Annotated in this window: 23 protein-coding genes; 9 read left to right on the plus strand and 14 right to left on the minus strand. The window is 72.9% G+C overall.

Translation table 11 applies throughout. The features are described from left to right. Window positions 1-25: 25 nt before the first annotated feature. Both OG737_RS12275 and OG737_RS12280 read right to left on the minus strand, forming a co-directional pair. Window positions 26-517, minus strand: coding sequence for a nitroreductase family deazaflavin-dependent oxidoreductase (locus tag OG737_RS12275; protein ID WP_328926229.1), 492 nt, complete (start codon window positions 515-517; stop codon window positions 26-28). Then, window positions 517-1,716 carry an acyl-CoA dehydrogenase family protein gene (locus OG737_RS12280; RefSeq protein ID WP_405679722.1) on the minus strand — a complete coding sequence of 400 codons (1,200 nt, stop codon included), beginning with the start codon at window positions 1,714-1,716 and terminating at the stop codon, window positions 517-519. The genes OG737_RS12275 and OG737_RS12280 overlap by 1 nt, the downstream gene beginning before the upstream one ends. A 156-nt stretch (window positions 1,717-1,872) precedes the next feature. On the opposite strand from OG737_RS12280, the gene OG737_RS12285 reads away from it, so the two are divergent. Beyond that, the gene (locus tag OG737_RS12285; RefSeq protein ID WP_405679721.1) at window positions 1,873-3,114 is read left to right on the plus strand and encodes a thiolase C-terminal domain-containing protein; all 1,242 of its coding nucleotides are present in this window, start codon (window positions 1,873-1,875) and stop codon (window positions 3,112-3,114) included. Between the two features lie 142 nt (window positions 3,115-3,256). Here OG737_RS12285 and OG737_RS12290 read toward each other — a convergent pair whose 3' ends face one another. Together OG737_RS12290 and OG737_RS12295 are read right to left on the minus strand one after the other, a co-directional pair. Continuing rightward, window positions 3,257-3,559, minus strand: a complete 303-nt coding sequence (locus tag OG737_RS12290) for a hypothetical protein (RefSeq protein ID WP_405679720.1) — start codon at window positions 3,557-3,559, stop codon at window positions 3,257-3,259. Continuing rightward, window positions 3,556-3,804, minus strand: coding sequence for a hypothetical protein (locus OG737_RS12295; RefSeq protein WP_328926233.1), 249 nt, complete (start codon window positions 3,802-3,804; stop codon window positions 3,556-3,558). Before OG737_RS12295 ends, OG737_RS12290 begins: the two co-directional genes overlap by 4 nt. 218 nt (window positions 3,805-4,022) lie before the next feature. On the opposite strand from OG737_RS12295, the gene OG737_RS12300 reads away from it, so the two are divergent. The 4 genes from OG737_RS12300 to OG737_RS12315 are packed head-to-tail and all read left to right on the plus strand — an operon-like array spanning window position 4,023 to window position 7,298. Beyond that, a complete protein-coding gene (locus tag OG737_RS12300) occupies window positions 4,023-4,697 on the plus strand; it encodes a pyridoxal 5'-phosphate synthase (protein WP_328926234.1) in 675 nt (224 codons plus the stop codon). Between the two features lie 23 nt (window positions 4,698-4,720). Then, window positions 4,721-5,449 (plus strand): ABC transporter ATP-binding protein, encoded by a 729-nt coding sequence (locus OG737_RS12305; protein WP_328926235.1) that lies wholly within the window; start codon window positions 4,721-4,723, stop codon window positions 5,447-5,449. Beyond that, the gene (locus OG737_RS12310; protein WP_405921514.1) at window positions 5,446-6,399 is read left to right on the plus strand and encodes a hypothetical protein; all 954 of its coding nucleotides are present in this window, start codon (window positions 5,446-5,448) and stop codon (window positions 6,397-6,399) included. The genes OG737_RS12305 and OG737_RS12310 overlap by 4 nt, the downstream gene beginning before the upstream one ends. Beyond that, window positions 6,399-7,298: a hypothetical protein gene (locus OG737_RS12315; protein ID WP_405679718.1), complete on the plus strand. Its 900-nt coding sequence runs from the start codon at window positions 6,399-6,401 to the stop codon at window positions 7,296-7,298. Before OG737_RS12310 ends, OG737_RS12315 begins: the two co-directional genes overlap by 1 nt. A 23-nt stretch (window positions 7,299-7,321) precedes the next feature. Here OG737_RS12315 and OG737_RS12320 read toward each other — a convergent pair whose 3' ends face one another. Genes OG737_RS12320 through OG737_RS12330 form a run of 3 tightly spaced genes read right to left on the minus strand, consistent with a single transcriptional unit; the run spans window position 7,322 to window position 8,740 of the window. Further along, complete coding sequence (locus OG737_RS12320; RefSeq protein WP_405921515.1) at window positions 7,322-7,750, minus strand: Zn-ribbon domain-containing OB-fold protein; 429 nt, start codon at window positions 7,748-7,750, stop codon at window positions 7,322-7,324. Then, window positions 7,747-8,199, minus strand: a complete 453-nt coding sequence (locus OG737_RS12325; protein ID WP_328926238.1) for a DoxX family protein — start codon at window positions 8,197-8,199, stop codon at window positions 7,747-7,749. The genes OG737_RS12320 and OG737_RS12325 overlap by 4 nt, the downstream gene beginning before the upstream one ends. Window positions 8,200-8,257: 58 nt before the next feature. Continuing rightward, window positions 8,258-8,740 (minus strand): hypothetical protein, encoded by a 483-nt coding sequence (locus OG737_RS12330; RefSeq protein WP_328926239.1) that lies wholly within the window; start codon window positions 8,738-8,740, stop codon window positions 8,258-8,260. 101 nt (window positions 8,741-8,841) lie between these two features. Between OG737_RS12330 and OG737_RS12335 the strand changes: the two genes are divergently transcribed. The 3 genes from OG737_RS12335 to OG737_RS12345 all read left to right on the plus strand — a co-directional run bounded on the left by OG737_RS12335 (window position 8,842) and on the right by OG737_RS12345 (window position 13,313). After that, on the plus strand, window positions 8,842-10,020 hold the full coding sequence (locus OG737_RS12335; protein ID WP_405921516.1) for a flavin-containing monooxygenase: 1,179 nt from the start codon (window positions 8,842-8,844) through the stop codon (window positions 10,018-10,020). 166 nt (window positions 10,021-10,186) lie between these two features. After that, window positions 10,187-12,421: an acetate--CoA ligase family protein gene (locus tag OG737_RS12340; protein WP_405679713.1), complete on the plus strand. Its 2,235-nt coding sequence runs from the start codon at window positions 10,187-10,189 to the stop codon at window positions 12,419-12,421. Between the two features lie 103 nt (window positions 12,422-12,524). After that, window positions 12,525-13,313 (plus strand): enoyl-CoA hydratase/isomerase family protein, encoded by a 789-nt coding sequence (locus tag OG737_RS12345; protein ID WP_405921517.1) that lies wholly within the window; start codon window positions 12,525-12,527, stop codon window positions 13,311-13,313. A 15-nt stretch (window positions 13,314-13,328) separates the two neighbouring features. On the opposite strand, the gene OG737_RS12350 is transcribed toward OG737_RS12345, so the two are convergent. The 4 genes from OG737_RS12350 to OG737_RS12365 all read right to left on the minus strand — a co-directional run bounded on the left by OG737_RS12350 (window position 13,329) and on the right by OG737_RS12365 (window position 16,502). Further along, window positions 13,329-14,123 carry a VOC family protein gene (locus OG737_RS12350; RefSeq protein WP_328930316.1) on the minus strand — a complete coding sequence of 265 codons (795 nt, stop codon included), beginning with the start codon at window positions 14,121-14,123 and terminating at the stop codon, window positions 13,329-13,331. A gap of 121 nt (window positions 14,124-14,244) precedes the next feature. Further along, a complete protein-coding gene (locus OG737_RS12355) occupies window positions 14,245-14,859 on the minus strand; it encodes a hypothetical protein (protein ID WP_405921518.1) in 615 nt (204 codons plus the stop codon). Window positions 14,860-14,912: 53 nt separating this feature from the next. Continuing rightward, entirely contained in the window at window positions 14,913-15,653 is a 741-nt protein-coding gene (locus OG737_RS12360) for a hypothetical protein (RefSeq protein WP_328926243.1), read from the minus strand. Window positions 15,654-15,674: 21 nt separating this feature from the next. Further along, entirely contained in the window at window positions 15,675-16,502 is an 828-nt protein-coding gene (locus OG737_RS12365) for a hypothetical protein (protein WP_328926244.1), read from the minus strand. A 257-nt stretch (window positions 16,503-16,759) separates the two neighbouring features. On the opposite strand from OG737_RS12365, the gene OG737_RS12370 reads away from it, so the two are divergent. Then, window positions 16,760-17,371, plus strand: coding sequence for a flavin reductase family protein (locus OG737_RS12370; protein WP_405922417.1), 612 nt, complete (start codon window positions 16,760-16,762; stop codon window positions 17,369-17,371). 123 nt (window positions 17,372-17,494) lie between these two features. On the opposite strand, the gene OG737_RS12375 is transcribed toward OG737_RS12370, so the two are convergent. From OG737_RS12375 to OG737_RS12385, 3 genes are read right to left on the minus strand one after another with little or no spacing between them, the layout of a single operon-like run. Then, window positions 17,495-18,562 (minus strand): Zn-dependent alcohol dehydrogenase, encoded by a 1,068-nt coding sequence (locus tag OG737_RS12375; RefSeq protein WP_328926245.1) that lies wholly within the window; start codon window positions 18,560-18,562, stop codon window positions 17,495-17,497. Then, window positions 18,559-19,758, minus strand: coding sequence for an acyl-CoA dehydrogenase family protein (locus tag OG737_RS12380; RefSeq protein WP_328926246.1), 1,200 nt, complete (start codon window positions 19,756-19,758; stop codon window positions 18,559-18,561). Before OG737_RS12380 ends, OG737_RS12375 begins: the two co-directional genes overlap by 4 nt. A 14-nt stretch (window positions 19,759-19,772) precedes the next feature. Then, window positions 19,773-20,693, minus strand: a complete 921-nt coding sequence (locus OG737_RS12385; protein ID WP_328926247.1) for an SDR family oxidoreductase — start codon at window positions 20,691-20,693, stop codon at window positions 19,773-19,775. Between the last annotated feature and the right edge of the window lie 55 nt (window positions 20,694-20,748).

Below are 20,748 nucleotides of genomic sequence, written 5' to 3' on the forward strand. Positions count from 1 at the left end.
CGGTACTGCTTCCGTACGCCTGCGATCAGCGTCGCTCCAGGCGGAACAGCCGGATCTCGCGCTCGATGCGCGCCTGGTACGTCGCGTACGGCGGCCAGAACCTCAGCACCGCCTGCCACGCCGCAGCGCGCTCCTCACCTGCCAGCAGCCGGGCCCGTACGGCGATGTCCCGGCCCTTCCAGCTCACGGACGCGTCCGGGTGCTTGAGCAGGTTCCCGGTCCACGCCGGGTGCCCGGGCCGCCCGAAGTTGGAGCCGATCAGCAGCCAGCTCGCCCCGTCGCCCTCCGGCATGCAGGCGAGCGGGGTGGTGCGCGGCTCGCCGGTCCTGGCGCCCTTGGCGGTGAGGATCACGCCCGGCAGCATCTGGGCGCTGAGCATGACCTTGCCGCGGGTCAGTTTGTGCACCGCCTTGTCCATGGCGGGGATGAAGTGCGGTGCGATCTTGGCGAACAGCATGGTCGAGGAGACCTTCTGCATCAGCCTGACGCCGGGAGCCACCCGGTCCGCGCGAGCCATCAGACGGCCACCTTCACGTGTGCGGTCGGGGACGCGAACAGGCCCGCGCGGTCGGCGGCGTGCGCCCGCAGCCGGTGGACCGGGCCGAACAGCAGCTCGTCGGCCGCCGCGCGCTTGAAGTAGAGGTGCGCGTCGTGCTCCCAGGTGAAGCCGATCCCGCCGTGCAGCTGGATCGCCTCGCCCGCGGTCACGCGCAGCGCCTCCAGGGCCTGGGCGAGGGCGAGGCCGCCCTGCCGCGGATCCCAGGCGGCGTAGTAGGCCGCCGAGCGGGCCGCCTGCACCTGTACGTAGAGGTCGGCGAGGCGGTGCTTGACCGCCTGGAAGGAGCCGATCGCCCGGCCGAACTGCTCGCGCTGCTGGACGTAGTCCACGGTGCGGGCGAGCGCCTGGGCGGCCGCGCCGACCGCCTCGGCGGCGAGCGCGGCGCAGGCGGTGGCGCCGGTCGCGGCGAGGGCGCGCAGCACCTCGCCGTCGGCGTCCGCCTCGCCCAGCAACTCGGCCGGGGAGTCCCTCAGCTCGATCCGGGCCTGGGGGCGGGTCTCGTCCAAGGTGGCCTGCCTCGACCGGACGAGTCCGGGCGCGTCCTCCCGTACGAGGAACAGCAGCGTACGGCTGCGCGCGAATCCGCCCGTGTGCGCGGCGACCAGCAGCAGCGAGGCGCTGTGCCCGTCGAGCACCTGGGCGGCCTCCCCGTACAGCCGCCAGCCGTCGCCGTCGGCGTCGGGGCGGGCCTGGACCCCGCCCGCACGGCCGCCGCCGGACCACGGGCCGGCGGTGTTGTCGCCGGTCAGCGCGAGGGCGGTGGCCAGCGCCGGGCCGGGGACGGCGAGGGCGGCGGTCAGCCCGCCGGCGGCCAGCGGCGGGAGCAGCGCGGAGCGCTGGGCGGCGGTGCCGAGCGCGGTGATCAGCGGCACGCAGAGCGCGGCGGTGGCGAACAGCGGCGAGGGCAGCAGCGCCCGCCCGGTCTCCTCGCAGGCCAGGGCCAGGTCGGCGGGCGTACAGCCGACGCCGCCGTACTCCTCGGCGACGGCGAGGCCCGGCAGTCCGAGCCGCTGGGAGAGCTGCTGCCACAGCTCGCGGTCGTGTCCGCAGGCGGTGCGGACGGCGGCTTTGACCTCGTCCGGGCCGCAGCGTTTGCCCAGGATCTCGCGCAGGGTACGGCGCATCTCTTCCTGCTCCGCGGTGAAGGCGGCATCCATCGTCGGGCTCCTCCCGGGGGCACCTCCCAGCGACAGCCGGGGGTATCTGACGGGCCGTCATGTTAGGGCGGGCGGACGCAGATGCACAGGGGGCGGACGGAACGGGCCGCAATCGCGGGCTAGCTTCTGACGATGCGTCAGATGTACCGTCCCCTCATGCCTGGACTCACACCCGGACCCCTTTCCGGACCCGCATCCGGACCCGCATCCGGACCCGCCCCCGGTCGTGCGCCCCGCCCCCGCCGCAGGGTCGCGGTGGTCGGCGTCGCGCTCTCGGACTGCGGCCGGGTGGACGGGCCCACCCCGTACGCCCTGCACGCGCAGGCCGCCCGCCGCGCCCTGGCCGACTCCGGCCTGGACCGCTCGGTCATCGACGGCTTCGCCTCCGCCGGCCTCGGCACGCTCGCGCCGGTCGAGGTGGCGGAGTACCTGGGCCTGCGCCCCACCTGGGTCGACTCCACCTCGGTGGGCGGCTCCACCTGGGAGGTCATGGCCGCCCACGCGGCGGACGCGATCGCCGCAGGGCACGCGGGCGCGGTCCTGCTGGTCTACGGATCCACGGCCCGCGCGGACATCAAGGCCCGGCGGCGGACCTCGAACCTCTCCTTCGGGGCGCGCGGACCACTGCAGTTCGAGGTCCCGTACGGCCACACGCTGGTCTCCAAGTACGCGATGGCCGCCCGCCGCCACATGCACGAGTACGGGACGACGCTGGAACAGCTCGCCTCGGTGGCCGTGCAGGCCCGCGCGAACGCGGCCACGAACCCCGACGCGATGTTCCGCGACCCGATCACGGTGGACGATGTCCTGTCCGGCGAGATGATCGCGGACCCGTTCACGAAGCTGCACTGCTGCATCCGCTCGGACGGCGGCTGCGCGGTGCTGCTGGCGGCGGAGGACTACGTACCGGACACGGCGAAGGCACCGGTCTGGATCCTGGGGACGGGGACCTCGGTCTCCCACACCACGATGTCGGAGTGGGAGGACTTCACGGTGTCCCCGGCGGCGGTCTCGGGCCGGACCGCCTTCGAGCGGGCGGGCCTGACCCCGGCGGACGTGGATGTGGCCGAGATCTACGACGCCTTCACGTACATGACCCTGGTGACCCTGGAGGACCTCGGCTTCTGCGCGAAGGGCGAGGGCGGGGCCTTCGTGGAGAAGGGCCGCCTGCTGCGCGAGGGGGAGCTCCCGGTCAACACGGACGGCGGCGGCCTCTCGGCCTGCCACCCGGGCATGCGGGGCCTGTTCCTGCTGGTCGAGGCCGTCCGCCAGCTCCGCGGCGAGGCCGGCCCGGGCCAGGTCACCAAACCCGGCAACCGCCTCCCGGAGGTGGCCCTGGCCTCGGGCACGGGCGGCTGGTTCTGCTCGTCGGGGACGGTGCTCCTGGGACGGGGGTGAGGGGGCGGCCCTGCCGCAATCCTCGCCGTCGGCACCGGCCTGGGCGGCGAGGTCGGTGTGCCGAGAGGCGACCTCGAATACCCTGGCCGGCAGAAGGCCCCCGCCGCTTCGATCGGCAGGGGCCTTCGTCATGCGGCGGACATCAGTCGTCGGCGCTGGTGTCGTCCGGAACCACCGAGACGATGGCGTCGGCCGGCGGACGGGGATCGGGCACGAACACGTACGTCACGGACAGTGCAGGCATCGTTGCTCGCTGCTCGATCCGAGTCGTCCACACCTGGACACCGCCGGGCCTGACCTGCACCAGGCGCCCCAGGCGCGGTGTCGCCGAAAGCTCCGTCTGCAGCTCTTCGACTGCGGTCGAGACCTCGTCCCCCAGTTCGGCGACACGCTTGGCGGCGGCATGGGTGATTTCCACGACCACCGGCTCCCCCTGATTGCTCAACGGCCCCTTTCCTCCTTCAGGGACTGCACAAGCGCGATCCCCTCGGCGAGGGCCTCCTCGAACCCCGGGTCGCAGCGCGTCAGTACGTGACCCCGGTAGGCGGCGATGATCTCGGACACTTCACTCAGGTCGGTGTAGTCGACGCGCTCCAGAGTCGCGGCGAGTTCAGCCTCCATGCCTGCCAGATCGCCGGGGAACCCGAGACCGGCTGCGAGGGCTGCGCGGACCTCTCCGAGGGTGCGCATGGGCGGCGGGGCGGGTGGGGCAATGGGGGAAAACTGGGTGGGTCGTCATAGACGCAGGCACCAATCGGTCTGGGGCAAGGACAGGGCCCTCCCCCGGTGTGCAACGACGCTACTCCTCAGCCCCGGGTGATGGTGCGGCTCATTTCGAGTTTGGCGAGGCACCGCTTCACCTACGCACGGTCGGCCGTCGGCTGGGCCCGTGGTGTTCCATAGGCGGCATGACCCGTGAGATCGGCACCGACGAGTTCCGCGAGACCCTGCACTCCCTGCGGGTGTGGGACGGCCCGCTTCCCGGATTCGATGCCGGACAGGCGCCCGAGGAGCCGTTGGCGCTGTTCCGGGAGTGGTTCACGCACGCCGCGCGGGCGGGGCAGGCCGAGCCGCACACCATGAGCCTGGCGACCGTGGACGGCGAGGGGCGGCCCGACGTGCGCACGCTGATGCTGCACGACGCCGACACGCGGGGCTGGCACTTCGCCTCGCACGCCACCAGCGCCAAGGGCAGGCAGCTGGCCGGGCAGCCGGAGGCCGCGCTCGGGTTCTACTGGCCGGCCGTGGCCCGGCAGGTACGGATCCGGGGGCGGGTGACCGCCTGCGGGCCCGAGGAGAGCCGGGCCGACCTGGCCGTGCGCTCGCGCGGGGCGCTGGCCGCCGCGCTCACGGGCCGCCAGAGCGAGGTCCTCGGCTCCGCCGAGGAGCTGACGCGGGCTTCGACGGCCGCCTGGGAGCGGGCCGGGGCCGAGCCGGACGCCCCGGCCCCGACGTGGACGCGGTACGTGCTCGACCCGGTGGAGGTCGAGTTCTTCCAGGGCGACGCCGCCCGCCGCCACGTCCGGCTGCGCTACCGCCGCGCCGCCGACGGCTCCTGGGTCCGCGAACTGCTCTGGCCGTAGGACCTGCGAAGTAATCTCAGACGATGAGCGTCCTTTCCTGTCACGAAGTGACCAAGAGCTTCCGGAAGCACTCCGTGCTGGCAGGGGTTCATCTCAGCCTGGAGGCCGGCGAGATCGTCGGCCTCCTCGGGCTCAACGGCGCGGGCAAGACCACCCTGATGCGGGTGATCACCGGGCTGTCCACCCCCGATTCCGGTGAGGTGCGGCTGTTCGGGGAGGCCTTGCCGATGCGGCCGCGGCAGCTCGACCGGCTCGGAGCCGCGCTCGACGCGCCCGCCTTCCACCGGTGGTCCACCGGACGCGCCATGCTGCGCACCCTGCTCGACACCGCCGGGCTGCCCGACGGCGGGCGCATCGCCCGCACGCTCGACCGCGTCGGGCTCAGCGGCGCCGCCGACCGGCGGCTCGGGACGTACTCGCAGGGCATGCGGCAGCGGCTGGCCATCGCCGCGGCGCTGCTCAAGCAGCCCGATCTGCTGATCCTCGACGAGCCCACCAACGGGCTCGACCCCGAGGGACTGCGCATGGTGCGGCGGATCGTGGCCGAGGAAGCCGCCCGCGGAGCCGCCGTCCTCGTCTCCAGCCACCAGCTCGACGAGATCCAGCGCATCTGCCACCGCGTGATCATGCTCGCCCAGGGACATATCGTCGCCGCCGGCACCCTCGGCGCACTCGGCTACGACCCCGAGAGCGGTCCGGCCGCCTTCGAAGACTGGTTCTTCGGGCTCGTCGGAGACGGCGGCCGCCGGTGAACCGCCTCGTCCGGGCCGAGACCCGGCGGCTGCTGCGGCACCCGCTGGCCCTCACCCTCGCCGCGCTGTTCGTCTTCGGCTCCCTCTACTGCGCCTGGGTGAGCCAGAACATGGCCTCGTACAACATCCAACAGGTGCAGTCCAACCTCGACTTCCTCCCCGCCTCGTGCGAGTCCAAGCAGAACACCCCGGAGCAGAAGGCCAAGTGCCTCGCCGAAGTGCCCCTGCAGGCCGTCGGGCTGGAGCGGATCCAGGACCGGTTCGTCGCGGAAGGGGTGCGTGCCGCGCAGGCCCAGCATCCCGCGGGTGCCCTGCTGTGGACCGTACGGCTGATGACGTCCGTCCCGGGGCTCGCGCTCCTCGTCATGCTGGCGGCCTTCTCCGTCGCGGGCGAGTGGACCCGGGGCAGCATCGTGCCGCTGCTCCTCTACGAGTCCCGCCTCAGCCGGCTCCTCGCCGCCAAGGCCCTGGCCGTCTGGGTGTGGAGCCTCGCGCTGCTGTGCGCGTCCGCCGCCGTGACGGCCGCGTTCGGCCTGCTGTACGGCCGTGGCGCCTATCCGCTGCCTTCGCCCGGCGCCCTCGGCACCGTCCTCGCCGACACCGCACTCGGCGTACTGGCCGGGGCTGCCGTGCTGGCCGGGGCCGCAGCCGTCGCGGTCGCCCTCGGCGCACTGCTGCGCCATCCGATGCGCACCTTCCTCGCCGGGATGCTGGTGCTCGTCCTCGTGGTCCGCACCTCCGCCGCCCCGGGGCTGGGCGCCTGGCTCCCCGGCGGGGCGCTGGCCGACCTCGTCGGCTTCGGCGCGGTCGACGGGGTCTGGGACCACTTCTGGATCTCGACCGACCCCTCCACCGTCCCCGTCCTGCTCCGCGTCCTGCCGACCCTGGTCCTCATCGGCCTGCTCTGGCTCGGGCTGGACCGCCTCAACCGGACCCGGGACCGCGCCTGATGGCCGGTACCCGGCGGCGGCCGGTACGCGGGGAAGGGGCCGCCTGGGCCGGCGAGCTGCGGGCCCTGTGGACCGTTCCCGTGTGGGGCGTGACCGCGGCCGTGGTGCTGCTGGCCCTGGCGCTCGTCGGCCGGCTCTGGATCTCGGGCGCCTCGTACGGGGTGCTCGACCCCTCGGTGTCGGCACTCACCTCGCTCCCGTCCGCACTGCGGGCGGCGGCATGGCAGTTCGCGACCCTGCTGGGGCTCGTCCTCACGGCGGTGGTCGTCGCGACGGGACTCGGCCAGACCCTGGAGGGCGGCACCTGGAGCGCCCTGCGCCTGTTCGAGAACCGCGTCGGGGTGCTGTGGGCGCGCAAGGCGGGCGCCGCACTCGTCCTGTCGCTCGCCGGTCAGATCGTCACCGGCGTGCTGCTGTGGCTGGCCACGTCGGCGCTCGCGCGGCTGTGGCCGGTGCGGCCCCCCGCGGTGCCCCCGGGGTTCGGCGGCGGGGCCGTCCACACTCCGCTTCCCCTGCCCGTCGAGTCCGCGACCTGGGGCCAGGCGATCGGCGCCATCGCCGCCGCCCTCCTGGTCCAGGTCCTCTTCGTCTCCCTCGCCGGGCTCGCAGCGGCCCTGCTGCGCAGCGTCATCGGGACCCTGGCGCTCGGGGTCGGGCCCCTGCTGGTGACCGCGCCGCTCGTATTGCTTCCGGCGGCGCCGTTCCTGCCTCACCGCTGGATCGCCGATCTGCTGAACCTGCCCTCCGAGGCCCAGTACCAGCTGTACCTCTGGAATCAGGCCCCGCCCGATCCGTCACCCCTGACCGGGGGCCTCGCCCTCGCCGCGGTCGCGGCCCTGGCCGCCGTGGCCGCCTGGGCGGCGCTGCGGTCCGAGCGGGCGCTACGGCCCGTCGACTGACCCCGCCGACTGGCCCCCCGGGGTCAGTCCGCCGGACGGAACACCGCCACCCACACCCCGTCCGCCGCCTCGCGGAAGGTGACCGTGAGCGGCATGCCGACGCGCAGGTCCGCCGCCTCGCAGCCGACGACCTCCGTCATCATCCGCGGACCCTCGGCCAGGTCGACGACAGCCGCCGTGTACGGCACGCGCGTGCCGAACGGCGGGAGGTCGTTGCGGTGGATCACCGACCAGGTGTAGAGGGTCGCGCGGCCGCTCGCCGCCTCCCACGCCACCCGGTCCTCACCCGCCCAGCAGAACGGGCAGAACTCCCGCGGGTAGTGGTGCGTACGCCCGCACTGCGCGCAGCGGCGCAGCAGGAGCCGGCCGTCGGCCGCCGCGTCCCAGTAGGGGCGGGTGAAGTCGTCCGCCTCGGGGAGGTCGTACCGTACGGCGCTCAGGGGTGCGTTCACAGGAAAAGTCCGATCGCCGCGTCGAGGGACCAGGTCTGCCAGGCCATCGCGAAGAGCGCGACGAGCGAGATGAGCGCCATCATGGCGTTCTGGCCCTGCTCGGCCCAGTCGTGGATCATCAGGACGAGGTAGAGCAGGTTCAGCAGCAGCCCTCCGACCAGCGCGACCGGGGTCAGGAAGCCGAACACCAGGCCCAGCCCGAGGGCGAGTTCCGCGTAGACGACGATGTACGCCATCACCTTCGGCCGCGGCCCCACGACCAGCTCGAAGCCGCCCCTGACGAAGGTCCAGCGGTGCTTGCCCGCGACGTCGGCGGCCCAGGCGATGCCGGTGCCGCGTTCGAACCAGCCCTTCTTGTCCTTGTGCCGCCAGCTCTCCAGCCACCACAGGCCGAGGCCTATCCGGAGCACGGCGAGCCACTCTGCCCCACTGAGCCAGATGGTCTGCATCCCACCCTCACCCACCCAATCGATCTGACGGTACGTCAGTTCAGCGGATCGGAGGCGATCACGCAAGGGCCCGGCCGGGGTCGGGCGCCGCGACATCACTGACCCAGACCGGGAAGGGCGGGAACTCCGGCTCGGCCGGTTCCCGTACCTCGTCGAGCTCCGACCAGGCGATGAGCCCGGGATCCCCGTCGGCGAGGAAGGCCTCCACGACGGGCCCGAGGTCGGTGACGGGCACGTAGGCACCCCCGAACGGCAGCTCGTCCGCGGCCACCGACCCGGTCGAGCAGCGCAGCTGGCCGGCCTGCTCGTCGTGCCAGACGTAGAACGTCGCCGGCCCCGCGAAGCCCCGTTCGAGAATGCGGCGCCGGATGGCTCCGGCCGTCCGCTCGAAGGCACCGGCCACGTCGGCGACCGACAGGGACCGCCGGTCCTCGTCCTGCGCGCTCAGCCACCAGGTGTTGGTGTCCCGCTCGGCCTGCCGGTCGGCCGGGTCCAGCACGAGGGGCTCGTCCGCTATTTCCGCGATGTACGTCAGAAGCACCGCAGCAGTATCCCGGCGCGCCGGGGCCCGTGACCGATCCGCAATCGATTCCCTCCTCGTCCGAGACCCATCAACCCAGCGTGGCGATACGATCACACCTCATGCCAGGAGTCCCCGCAGCACCCGACATGAGCACCCAGCCCCGCCCCGTGTACGTCATAGGCGGCGGTCCCGGCGGTCTCGCCGCCGCCGCGGCGCTGCGCGCCCGCGGGGTCCGCGCGGTGGTCGTCGAGAAGTCCGACGAGGTCGGCGCCTCCTGGCGGCGCCACTACGACCGCCTCCACCTGCACACCACGCGACGGCTCTCGGCCCTGCCGGGCCTGGCCATGCCGCGCCGCTTCGGCCGCTGGGTCGCCCGCGAGAACGTGGTGCGGTACCTAGAGAAGTACGCCGAGTTCCACGGGCTGGAGATCGTCACCGGCGTCGAGGTGACCCGGATCGAGCGCGAGGCGGACGGCGGCTGGACCCTGCACGCGAGCGGCGGGCGGGTGCTCACCGCCGGGGCCGTGGTCGTCGCCACCGGCTTCAACCACACGCCCGTGCTGCCCGACCGGCCGGGCCTGGACGGCTACACCGGACGGCTGCTGCACGCCGCCGACTACCGCAACCCCCAGCCCTACGCCGGCCAGGACGTGCTCGTCGTCGGCGTCGGCAACACCGGCGCCGAGATAGCCGTCGACCTCGCCGAGGGCGGGGCCGCCCGGGTGCGGCTCGCCGTGCGCACCGCGCCGCACATCGTGCGCCGCTCCACCGCGGGCTGGCCGGCTCAGCGCACGGGGATCCTCGTACGCCGGCTGCCCGTGCGGCTCGTGGACCGGCTGTGCGTGCCCGTCGCCAAGGCCTCCGTCCCCGACCTGTCGGCGTACGGGCTCCCGCGCCCCGGCCCCGGCCTGTACAGCAGGGTCAAGGAGGGGGCGATCCCGGTCCAGGACGTCGGCCTGATCGAGGCGGTCCGCGCCGGGCGGGTCGAGCCGGTCGCGGCCGTCGAGGCCTTCGACGGCGCCGAGGTGGTCCTCGCGGACGGCTCGCGCATCACCCCGGACGCGGTGGTCGCGGCGACCGGATACCGCCGCGCGCTGGAGGGCCTGGTGGGCCACCTGGACGGGGTGCTCGACGAGCGCGGGCGGCCCCGTACGCACGGCGCCGACACCCCGGCCCAGGCCCCCGGCCTGTACTTCACCGGCTTCACCAACCCGATCAGCGGGATGCTCCGGGAGCTGGCCCTGGACGCCGAGAAGATCGCCAAGGCCGTGCAGCGGCACCTGCGCAGAGCGGCCTGAACGGCACTCTGGACCCGATCAGAGGAAATCTGCCACCGTTTTACACACCACCTCCACCAGCTTTCCTGCGCAGCCCTGTTCCTGACGGCACGTCAGTTCAGTAATCTGACTACGCGTCAGTTATTGAGGTTCCATCGAGGTTCATCGAGCAGGAGCGGGCGGAACGATGCTTGGATCTACTCACGGCACCCTCACCACCGACTTCCGCGCACGTGTCGAGGCCTGCGGGGAGTCCCCCAGGACGGCCGTCCACTCGACCGCGGCCAAGGCCACCGAGGACGCGGTCGCCGTGGACGTCAGCGGGCGGCCCCTGCACTCCGACGTCCCCGACCTGGACCGGTTCTTCCGGCCCGAGTCGGTCGCCGTCGTCGGCGCCTCCGACGCCGAGGGCAGACCGAACACCGGCATCACCCGCCAGCTCATCGCCTGGGCGCAGCGCGTCGGCGCCCGGATCCACCCCGTGCACCCGACCCGCGAGAGCGTCTTCGGGCTGCCGTGCGCGCCCTCGGTGGCGGCCCTGCCCGAACAGGTGGACCTCGCCGTCCTGCTCGTCGCCGACCCGCTCCCCGTGATCGAGGAACTCGCCGAGACCAAGGTGAAGTTCGCCGTCGCGTTCGCCTCCGGTTTCGCAGAGACCGGCGACGCGGGCGCCGCCGCCCAGGCCCGCCTCACGGCCGCCGTCGGCCGCTCCGGCCTGCGTCTGCTGGGCCCCAACACGAACCTCAACGCCTTCGAGGAGTTCCGCGACGACCTCGACGGCCCGGCCATCGCCCTGATCACCCAGTCCGGGCACCAGGGCCGGCCCGTCTACACCCTCCAGGAGCTGGGCATCCGCCTCTCCCACTGGGCGCCGACGGGCAACGAGGCCGACCTGGAGACCGCCGACTTCATCTCCTACTTCGCCGAGCAGCCCGAGGTCGGGGCCATCGCCTGCTACGTCGAAGGCCTCAAGGACGGCCGGTCCTTCCTGCTCGCCGCCGACCGGGCGGCCCGAAACGGGGTCCCGGTCGTCGCCGTCAAGGTCGGCCGCACCGAGACCGGGGCCCGGATGGCCGCCTCCCACACCGGGAAGCTGACCGGCGCGGACACCGTCGTGGACGCCGCCATGCGCCAGTTCGGCGTGATCCGTGTCGACGGCCTGGACGAACTCCAGGACACGGCCGCGCTCCTGGCCCGCGCCCGCGAGCCCAAGGCCGACGGCGTGGTCGTCTACTCCATCTCCGGCGGCACCGGGGCCCACTTCTCCGACCTCGCCTCCGAGGCGGGCCTGACCCTCCCCGCCCTCTCCCGGGCCAAGCAGGACGAGCTCCACCAGTGGATCCCGGAGTACCTGAACGTCGCCAACCCCGTCGACAACGGCGGCCACCCCGTCGGCGACTGGCGCGGCCGCAAGATCATCGACGCGATCCTCGCCGACCCGTCCGTCGGCGTGCTGATCTGCCCGATCACCGGCCCCTTCCCGCCGATGAGCGACAAGCTCGCCCAGGACCTGGTGGACGCCGCCGAAGCCACGGACAAGCTCATCTGCGTGATCTGGGGCTCCCCGGTCGGCACCGAGGAGGCCTACCGGACCACCCTGCTCGGCTCCTCCCGCGTGGCCACCTTCCGTACCTTCGGCAACTGCATCACCGCGGTGCGCGCCTACCTCGGCCACCACCGCTTCACCGCGTCCTACCGCTCCCCCTTCGACGAGGCCCCCCGCACGCCCTCCCCCTCGTACCGCAAGGCGCAGGCCCTGATGCGCCCGGGCCAGCAGCTCAGCGAGCACGCGGCGAAGCAGCTGCTGCGGGCGTACGGGATACGGGTCCCCCGCGAGCAGCTGGTGACGAGCGCGGCGGCGGCCGTCCGCGCGGCCGGTCTGGTCGGCTACCCGGTCGTCATGAAGGCCTCGGGCCCCCAGCTCGGCCACAAGACCGAACTCGGCCTGGTCAAGATCGGCCTGACCTCGGCCAGCCAGATCCGCGACGCGTACCGCGAGCTCACCGACATAGCCCGCTACGAGAACGTCCCGCTGGACGGCATCCTGGTGTGCCAGATGGTCGAGCGGGGCGTCGAGATGGTCGTCGGCGTCACCCAGGACGACCTCTTCGGTCCCACCGTCACCGTCGGCCTCGGCGGGGTCCTCGTGGAGGTCCTGCACGACGCGGCGGTCCGGGTGCCGCCGTTCGGTGAGGACCAGGCGCGCCGGATGCTCACGGAACTGCGCGGGCACGCGCTGCTGGAGGGCGTACGGGGGGCGCCGCCGGCCGATGTCGACGCCCTGGTGGAGGTCATCCTGCGGATCCAGCGGATGGCGCTGGAACTCGGCGACGAGCTGTCCGAGCTGGACATCAACCCGCTGATGGTCCTCCCCCGCGGACAGGGTGCGGTGGCGCTGGACGCCCTCGCCATCTGCCGCTGACCGGCGCGAACCACTACCGGGGGTCCGGGGGCCGGACCCCCGGCAGCGGTGCCGCGCCCGGCACCCGGCCTCGCCCAACGACCCCTGAACGGGAGTTCAACCCATGACGGACGAGATCCTGCACCGCCTGGACAACGGCGTCTCCTGGATCACCCTGAACCGCCCCGACGCCATGAACGCCGTCACCTGGGACCAGCGCGAGCGCGTCATCGCGCTGCTCGCCGACGCCTCCGCCGACCCCGGCGTCCGCGCCGTCGTCATCACCGCCACCGGCAAGGGCTTCTGCGCCGGCGCCGACCTGCGGGGCGGCCCCGCCGTCGGCGACCGCGTCACCGGCGACGTCGCCCGCATGATCCGCCTCGGCGCGCAGCGCCTGATCACCGCGGTGCTCGACTGCGAGAAACCGGTCGTCGCCGCCGTCAACGGCACGGCCGCCGGCATCGGCGCCCACCTCGCGCTCGCCTGCGACCTGGTCATCGCCGCCGAACCGGCCCGTTTCATCGAGGTGTTCGTCCGCCGCGGCCTGGTTCCCGACGGCGGCGGGGCGTACCTGCTGCCCCGCCTGGTCGGCCCGCAGAAGGCCAAGGAGCTGATGTTCTTCGGCGACGCCGTTCCCGCGGCCGAGGCCGAGCGCCTCGGTCTGGTCAACAAGGTGGTCCCGGCCGAGGAGCTGGAGGCCACCGCCCGCGCGTGGGCCGAGCGCCTCGCCCAGGGCCCCACCCGGGCCCTCGCCATGACGAAGCAGCTGGTCAACGCCTCCCTGGACAGTGACCGGGCGACCGCGCTGGCCGCCGAGGCCACCGCCCAGGAGCTCAACATGACCACGGCCGACGCCAATGAGGGCGTGAGCAGCTTCGTGGAGCGCCGCACGCCCAAGTACCTCGGCCGCTGAGCGCGCCGCGGCGGGCTACATCCGCGGGCTGGGCTTCAGCAGCGCGAACACGGCGCCCGCCGGGTCCGAGGCCCACGCGATGCGGCCGACGTCCGGCACGTCCGCCGCGGGCATGAGCACCGCACCGCCGTTGCCCTCGATCGCCGAGACGGTGGCGTCCACGTCGCCCACGTTGAAGTACGGCACCCAGCGCGGCACCATCGCCGACCCGCCGCCCGCGCCCTCGCCCTGCGGCGCGATCCCGCCGAAGGACGTCTGCTGCTTGTCGCCCTCGGCGAGGCTCAGCACCCGGTACGTCATCCCGGGCGTCTGCATCTCCTCGTGGCGCCACCCGAACGGCCCGTAGTAGAAGGCGATGGCGGCGACGGGGTCCGGGACGTGCAGCTCCACCCACACCACGGAGTTCTCGGCGGAGGTCAGCTCCAGCCCGGCGGTCTTCCCGGGCTGCCAGCACGCGAACTCGGCGCCCTGCGGGTCGGTGAACTGCGCCAGCCAGCCCTCGCCCATGACGTCCATGGGCTCCATCCGCACCCGCCCGCCGCCGTCCCTGACGGCCTGGGCGGTGGCCTGGATGTCGGGGCTCATGAAGTGGACCATCCACGCGGACGTGGCCCCCTCCTCGGTGAGGGGGCCCATCGCGGCGACGGTCTTCCCGTCCGCCCGGAAGAAGCCGTACCCGCCCGCCTCGGGCCCTGCGGACTGGAACTGCCAGCCGAACACGGCGCCGTAGAAGCGCGCCGCGGCGTCGGTGTCGGGGCTGCCGAGGTCGAGCCAGTTGGGTGATCCGGTACGGAAGTCGGTGCCGAGCATGGTGCCTCCTGCGGGTGGGGTGGACGACGACCCGGGCCACGATGCCGACCGTCCCCTGCCGCCCGCCCGCACTTCCCCCCGCGGGGACGGTGGATTCACCCGTTGGGGGGAACCGCGAGGCTCACCACTCCAGCCGCGCGATCTCCTCTCGCAAGGTCTCCTCCAGGCCTTTGCGGCAGACGAGCAGGTCCGGCAGCCGGGGGTCGCGCCGGTTGTAGCGCAGCGGGGATCCGTCGAGCCGGGAGGCGTGGGCGCCGGCCGACAGGGCCACGGCGACCGGCGCAGGCACCGGCGCGGGCACCGACAGCCCGGGCCCGGTGGCGAGCACCCGGCCCTTGGGCGCGCAGGGCGGCGGGATCCGCGAATCCGGTCCGGGCCCGCAGGTGGCCGATCCGACGACGAAGGCGATCGCGAGGCGTATCCACAGGTTCAGGCCGAACAGGGCGTATCCGACGCTGAGCAGGGCGAGCGCGGCGCCGCGCAACGAGGTGACCACCCGGTCCCCGGATTCGGTGAGCGGGCCGACGCGTGAGCCGCGGCGCCTGAGGGCGAGTACCGCCCGCAGGGCGGCCGGCCCGCCGGGGTCGCCCGGCGCGATCTCGGGCCAGGGTTCGCCGTTCGCGGTCCAGGCCACGTCGGCCGCCTGCGGGTGGCGTACCTTCACGTCCTGCAGTGCGCCGTGCGCCGTCTCCAGGTACACCTGCCGGGCGTACCGTACGGGCGCGGTCCGGCCCACCGGCTCGACGAGCGCGATCCGCGCGTGGGGATCGCGGAGTGGTCCCCGGTCCGTCAGATCCCCACGCGGTCCAGTGCCGGCAGGAACTGGTCGTAGAAGCTCACCTTGACCTGGAGCGAACGCTCCTCGGACTCCCTGAAGGCGTCGGCCGCCCCCTCGCCCCCGCCCAGCAGGAACTCCCTCAGCCGGGTCGCCAGCCGGTCGGGGTGGGCCGTGGACAGCATGCCCCCGGCCGCGAGCGTGCGCGTCTTGGCGTCGTGGACGTGGTGCGGGTGGTAGAAGCGCGAGAGGTTCTCGCCGTCCCGGGTCAGCAAGGGCTCCATCCGCTGCCACAGCCGCCCGTACTCGACGGACACCAGGATCTCGCCCCAGAAGCGCAGGACCGTCAACAGCCGCAGGTCGGCGTCGTCATGGGTGCCCGCGTCCGCGATCAGGTCGAAGGTGTCGCCGATCGCCCGCTTCGTCGCAGGCGTCGGCCTGGTGTGGACGAGATCGGTCCGCGAGACGCCGAGTCTCGACATGTCCTGCGTCATGTCCTCGCGGTGCGAGGGCGTGTTCCCGCGCCGGTCCGGATACTCCTCGCGCAGGATGACCCGGGCGATCCGCAGCCCCACCTCGTCGCGCAGGAGATCGATCGCCAGGTCGTAGGCCGGCGTGAAGGCGAGCGAGAGGAAGCGCCGCTGCAGCAGGATCGCGGCGAAGTCCTCGTCCGGAAGCAGCGCGATGTTCGCCAGGACCGGGTGCTGCTCGTACCGCCCGATCAGTTCGTCCTCGAACATGTCCAGTTCACGCACGACCGTAACTCCTCTTCCGCATCACTGATTGGTGCTCTCGATCGACCTGTGCCAGTCCCTGAGGTCCACATCGCTGCCGATGCCCCACAACGTGTTCAGCTCGTTCTGGACCTCCCGGCCCATCACGGTGTCGCTCCCTTCGATCTCGGTCTGGGTGGACTCGATCGCGAGGCGGCGGTGCAGGAACGAACTGACCAGGTAGCGCTCGTCGGCCTTGTACACGGCGATCGACGGCAGGGAGTTGTAGACCTTCACCCGCAGCTTGCCCCGGAGGTCCGGCGGAAGCTGGCTGTGGATCACTCCGAGGATCCGCAGGCTCGCGTCCACGTCCACCACCCCGGAACTCGGTTCGCTGCCCAGCGCCTCGTCGCGCAGCCCCGCCACGGGGGACGACGGATGCAGCAGCAGGATGTTCACCTCGACCTGCCGCTCCTTGACGGCCTGTGCCAGCTCGTCCTTGAAGCTGGTCAGGTTGGGGATCCAGGTCTGGAGAATGGCCACCTCGCGTTCGGCGGCCCGGACGAGCCCGATGAACGCCTGCTCGGGGAAGGACTCGTGCACCTGGACCACTCCGAGGTAGTGCCGGCGCCGGAGGTCGCCCGTCAGGCCGTCGACGGTGAGCCCGGAGATCTGCCGGTTGATGTTGTCGAGCACCTTCAGGCGGTCGAACTCCATCAGGAGGAACAGGGTGACCGTGCTCAGGATGAGCAGCGTGATCTTCGGGAGCGTGCCCCCGGGGGCCATCTTGTCGAGCCATCCGAGGAGATCGGCGACCAGGACCGCGATGCCCGCGGCCGCCATCGTGCCCAGTGAGATCCGCTCGGCCCGGTAGCGAAAACCGTTCCCCATGCCCACCCCAGCCCCCGACGTCGTTGTCGTTGGCGACGACTGTACACAGGCACTGTCACGGGCATGACCGGAGATCATGTCTCCTTTGTCACAAGGGAGTTGAGCCGCCAAAGCGGGGACTGGGGGCGAGCGGGCGAAGCGCAGGTGGGGGCCCTGTGCCCCACCCCTGAACGCGCTCGACCGACGCGGAGCCCACACCCCCCTTCCCATCTGACGAACCGTCAGCTTCAATCGTTGACGTGATGGGACATGCAGGGATGGCGGCCACCGTCGTCCGGTACCTCAGGTCAGTCGGCTCCCCCACCTCCGCCGCGGCGGGTCCGGAGCCCGTGGACGTGTCGCCGCGCCCGGACCTGCGGGCCGTCGGCGAGGACGAGCGCGCGCCGGTCTCTCCCGCCGAGTTCCGGGCCGTGCTCGGGAACTTCGCCAGCGGGGTCACCGTCATCACCGCGCCGCCCGGCGAGGACGAGGCGGGCCCGGCCGGCTTCGCCTGCCAGTCCTTCGCCTCGCTGTCCCTCGACCCGCCCCTGGTCACCTTCATGGTGGCCCGTACGTCGACCACCTGGCCGCGGATCGCCCGCGCCGGGGTGTTCTGCGTGAACATCCTCGGCGCCGAGCAGGGCGAGCTGTGCCGGTCCTTCGCCGTCAGCGGCGCGGACAAGTTCGCCGGGGTGGCCCACACCCCGGCCCCGGTCACCGGGTCCCCGCAGCTCGACGCCGTGCCCGCCTGGATCGACTGCCGGATCCACGCCGTCCACACCGGAGGCGACCACCTCGTCGTGATCGGGCGGGTCGTGGCCATGGGCGCGGCGGGAGAGGGCGAGCCGCTCCTCTTCCACAAGGGCCGCTTCGGCCGCTTCAGCGACTGACCCGGCGCCCTGGCAGGCCCGGCGCCGTGCCAGACCGGGCGCCGTGCCAGGCCCGGCAGACCGGGACCGCTCCCACCCAGGACCGTGACGGCCACCCGGACCTGGGTGGGGGGCGTTCCCCGCTTAGAACGTGAGCACCCCGCGCGCCACCCTCCCGTGGTGGGCGTCGTCGACGGCCTTCGCGAAGTCCTCGACCGGGTAGACCTCCGTCACCAGCTCGTCCAGCAGCAGCCGGCCCTGCCGGTAGAGCTCGGCGTACAGCGCGATGTCGCGCTGCGGACGGGAGGATCCGTACCGGCAGCCCATGATCGTCTTGTCGAGGTACATCGACGAGACGAGGAAGGAGGCCTCCTCCTTGAAGCCGGGCACCCCGAGCAGGATCGCCTGACCGTGCCGGTCGAGGAGGTCGATCGCCTGGCGGATCAGTTTCACGCTGCCCACGCACTCGAAGGCGTGGTCGGCGCCGGTCGGCAGGATCTCCCGGACCGCCGCGCCCGTGTCCGCCACCGCCGACGCGTCGATGAAGTGCGTGGCCCCGAACTGCCGGGCCACCGCCTCCTTCGCCGGGTTCGCGTCCACCGCCACGATCGTCGTCGCGCCCGCGATCCGGGCGCCCTGGAGCACGTTCAGCCCGATCCCGCCGGCGCCGATGACGACCACCGACTCGCCGCGGTCGACCTTCGCCCGGTTCAGCACCGCGCCCACCCCCGTCAGCACCCCGCAGCCGATCAGAGCCGCCGAGGCCGGCGGGATGTCGGCCGGGATCTTCACCGCCTGGACGGCCTTGACGATCGTCCGCTCGGCGAAAGCGGAATTGGAGGCGAACTGGAACAGCGGCTTCCCGCCCCGCGAGAACGGCTGCCCCGGCATCCCGATCGCCTTGCGGCACATCGTCGGCCGGCCCCGGTCGCAGTCCGCGCACGCACCGCAGTTGGCGAGGGTGGACAGCGCCACGTGATCGCCGGCCGCCACGTGCGTGACACCGGCGCCGACGGCTTCGACCACCCCGGCCCCCTCGTGCCCGAGCACCACCGGCGGCGGGAACGGAATCGTCCCGTCGATCACCGACAGGTCGCTGTGGCAGAGCCCGGCCGCCGCTATCGCGACCAGCACCTCCCCCGGTCCCGGATCGCGGATCTCCAGGTCGTCGACCACCTGGGCCTGCTTGCCGTCGAACACGACGCCTCTCACCTGGACTCCTTAGGCAGGCCGAGCACGCGCTCGGCGATGATGTTCCGCTGGATCTCGTCCGAGCCGCCGTAAATGGTGTCGGCACGGGTGAACAGGAAGAGCCGCTGCCCCTCGTCGAGTCCGAGCTCGTACGGGAGCCCGGGCGCCCAGCCCACCGGTCCGGCCGAGGCCGCCGCGCCGCGGACCTCCACCGCCAGCTCGCCGAGCCGCCGGTGCCACCCGCCCCACAGCAGCTTCGCCACGCTCGGGGCACCCGGGTCGTCGGCGGCGCCGAGGGTGCGCAGCGCGTTCCAGCGCATCGTGCGCAGCTCGGCCCACTGGCGTACGAGGCGGCCCTGGACGATCGGATCGGCCGCGCCCGAAGCCGCGTACAGCCGGACGATCCGCTCCAGTTCGGCGGCGAAGCCGATCTGCTGGACCAGGGTGGAGACCCCGCGTTCCAGGGCGAGCAGGCCCATGGCCACGGTCCAGCCGTCGCCCTCCGCACCGACGGCCTCGGCGGCGACGGCCCCGTCGAAGAAGACCTCGTTGAACTCGGCGGTCCCCGACATCTGCCGGATGGGCCGTACCTCGACGCGGCCCGGCTGGTCCATCCGTACGAGCAGGAACGACAGCCCGCGGTGGCGGCGCGAGCCGGCCTCGGTGCGGGCCAGCACGAAGCACCAGTCGGCGTCCTGGGCCAGCGAGGTCCAGATCTTCTGCCCGGTGACGCGGAAGAGCCCGTCGGCCGGGTCCCGTACGGCGGCGGTACGGATGCCCGCGAGGTCGGAGCCGGCCCCGGGCTCGCTGTAGCCCTGGCACCACAGCTCCTCGCCGCGGGCGATGCCGGGCAGGAAGCGGCCCTGCTGCTCCGGGGTGCCGTAGGCGATGAGCGTCGGCGCGAGGAGGTTCTCCCCGATGTGCCCGACCCGGCCGGGTGCGCGCAGCGCCGCGTACTCCTCGGCCCACACCACCTGCCCGGTCAGGGAGAGCCGCCGCTGCCCGTACGCCCCATCCGGCGCGTCCCAGCCCTGCCCGATCCAGCCGCCCCGGCCCAGCTCGCGCTCCCACGCGCGCCGGACGTCGACCCCCTCGTGCTCGCTGCCCGGGCCGCCGAGGCCGAGGGCGTGCGCGTACGGGCCCACGAGGTGCTCGGTCAGCCACGCCCGGGCGCGCCCGCGCAGCTCCTCGTCCTCGGCCCCGAAGCTGAAGTCCACGCTGCTGCGCCCCTCTACGCGTTCGGGCGGTCCTTGGCGGCCGCCGCCTTGGCCATGGACTCCAGCTGCGCGAGCATCGGCATCGGGTCGGTGCCCACCGTCCCGGGCAGGAAGTCGGCGATCTTCTCCGGGGTCCAGGAGCCCTCGGCGTAACCGGCGCGCAGCTCGCGCGGCTGCGCCCAGACGGCGATCTTCGGGCCGGCGATCGTGTACACCTGCCCGGTGATCTTCTCTCCGCCGACGGCCACGGCCTTGTCGCTGAGCAGGTAGGTCACGAGCGCGGCGACGTCCTCGGGCTCGCCGATCTCCTTGAGCTCCATGGGCACGTTGGCGGACATGCGGGTCCGGGCGACCGGTGCGACGGCGTTGGACGTGACCCCGTACTTGGCCAGGCCCAGCGCGGCGGACCGGACGAGGGAGATGATCCCGCCCTTGGCGGCGCTGTAGTTGGCCTGCGCCACCGAGCCCTGGTGGTTGCCGCTGGTGAAGCCGATCAGGGTGCCCGAGCCCTGCCTGCGCATGACGGCGGAGGCGGCGCGGAAGACGGTGAAGGTGCCCTTGAGGTGGGTGGCGACCACCGGGTCCCACTCCTCCTCGGACATGTTGAACAGCATCCGCTCGCGCAGGATGCCGGCCACGCAGACGACGCCGTCGATGCGCCCGTAGTGGGCCAGCGCGGTGTCCACGATCCGCTGGCCGCCCGCCATCGTCGAGATGTCGTCCGCGACGGCGACGGCCTCCCCGCCCGCGGCGAGTATCTCCTTCACCACTCCGTCGGCGATCTCGCTGGTGGGTTCCCCGCCCTCGATGCCGACCCCGTAGTCGTTGACGACGACCTTGGCACCCTCGGCGGCCGCGGCGAGTGCCACGGCCCGCCCGATGCCCCGGCCTGCGCCGGTGACGGCGACGACCTTGCCTGCCAAGAAGTTCCCCACGTCCGGCCCCTTCCCGCGTTTTCTGACGGTCCGTTAGATTCTATGGGCACCTCGA

The organism is Streptomyces sp. NBC_00122 (genome assembly GCF_045160845.1).
GTDB lineage: Bacteria > Actinomycetota > Actinomycetes > Streptomycetales > Streptomycetaceae > Streptomyces.

Bases quoted from the DNA above. Each gene is read 5' to 3' on its own strand.
- OG737_RS12275 (WP_328926229.1), bottom strand. From the start codon at position 517: ATGGCTCGCGCGGACCGGGTGGCTCCCGGCGTCAGGCTGATGCAGAAG.
- OG737_RS12280 (WP_405679722.1), bottom strand. From the start codon at position 1,716: ATGGATGCCGCCTTCACCGCGGAGCAGGAAGAGATGCGCCGTACCCTG.
- OG737_RS12285 (WP_405679721.1), top strand. From the start codon at position 1,873: ATGCCTGGACTCACACCCGGACCCCTTTCCGGACCCGCATCCGGACCC.
- OG737_RS12295 (WP_328926233.1), bottom strand. From the start codon at position 3,804: ATGCGCACCCTCGGAGAGGTCCGCGCAGCCCTCGCAGCCGGTCTCGGG.
- OG737_RS12300 (WP_328926234.1), top strand. From the start codon at position 4,023: ATGACCCGTGAGATCGGCACCGACGAGTTCCGCGAGACCCTGCACTCC.
- OG737_RS12305 (WP_328926235.1), top strand. From the start codon at position 4,721: ATGAGCGTCCTTTCCTGTCACGAAGTGACCAAGAGCTTCCGGAAGCAC.
- OG737_RS12315 (WP_405679718.1), top strand. From the start codon at position 6,399: ATGGCCGGTACCCGGCGGCGGCCGGTACGCGGGGAAGGGGCCGCCTGG.
- OG737_RS12325 (WP_328926238.1), bottom strand. From the start codon at position 8,199: ATGCAGACCATCTGGCTCAGTGGGGCAGAGTGGCTCGCCGTGCTCCGG.
- OG737_RS12335 (WP_405921516.1), top strand. From the start codon at position 8,842: ATGCCAGGAGTCCCCGCAGCACCCGACATGAGCACCCAGCCCCGCCCC.
- OG737_RS12340 (WP_405679713.1), top strand. From the start codon at position 10,187: ATGCTTGGATCTACTCACGGCACCCTCACCACCGACTTCCGCGCACGT.
- OG737_RS12345 (WP_405921517.1), top strand. From the start codon at position 12,525: ATGACGGACGAGATCCTGCACCGCCTGGACAACGGCGTCTCCTGGATC.
- OG737_RS12350 (WP_328930316.1), bottom strand. From the start codon at position 14,123: ATGCTCGGCACCGACTTCCGTACCGGATCACCCAACTGGCTCGACCTC.
- OG737_RS12365 (WP_328926244.1), bottom strand. From the start codon at position 16,502: ATGGGGAACGGTTTTCGCTACCGGGCCGAGCGGATCTCACTGGGCACG.
- OG737_RS12370 (WP_405922417.1), top strand. From the start codon at position 16,760: ATGGCGGCCACCGTCGTCCGGTACCTCAGGTCAGTCGGCTCCCCCACC.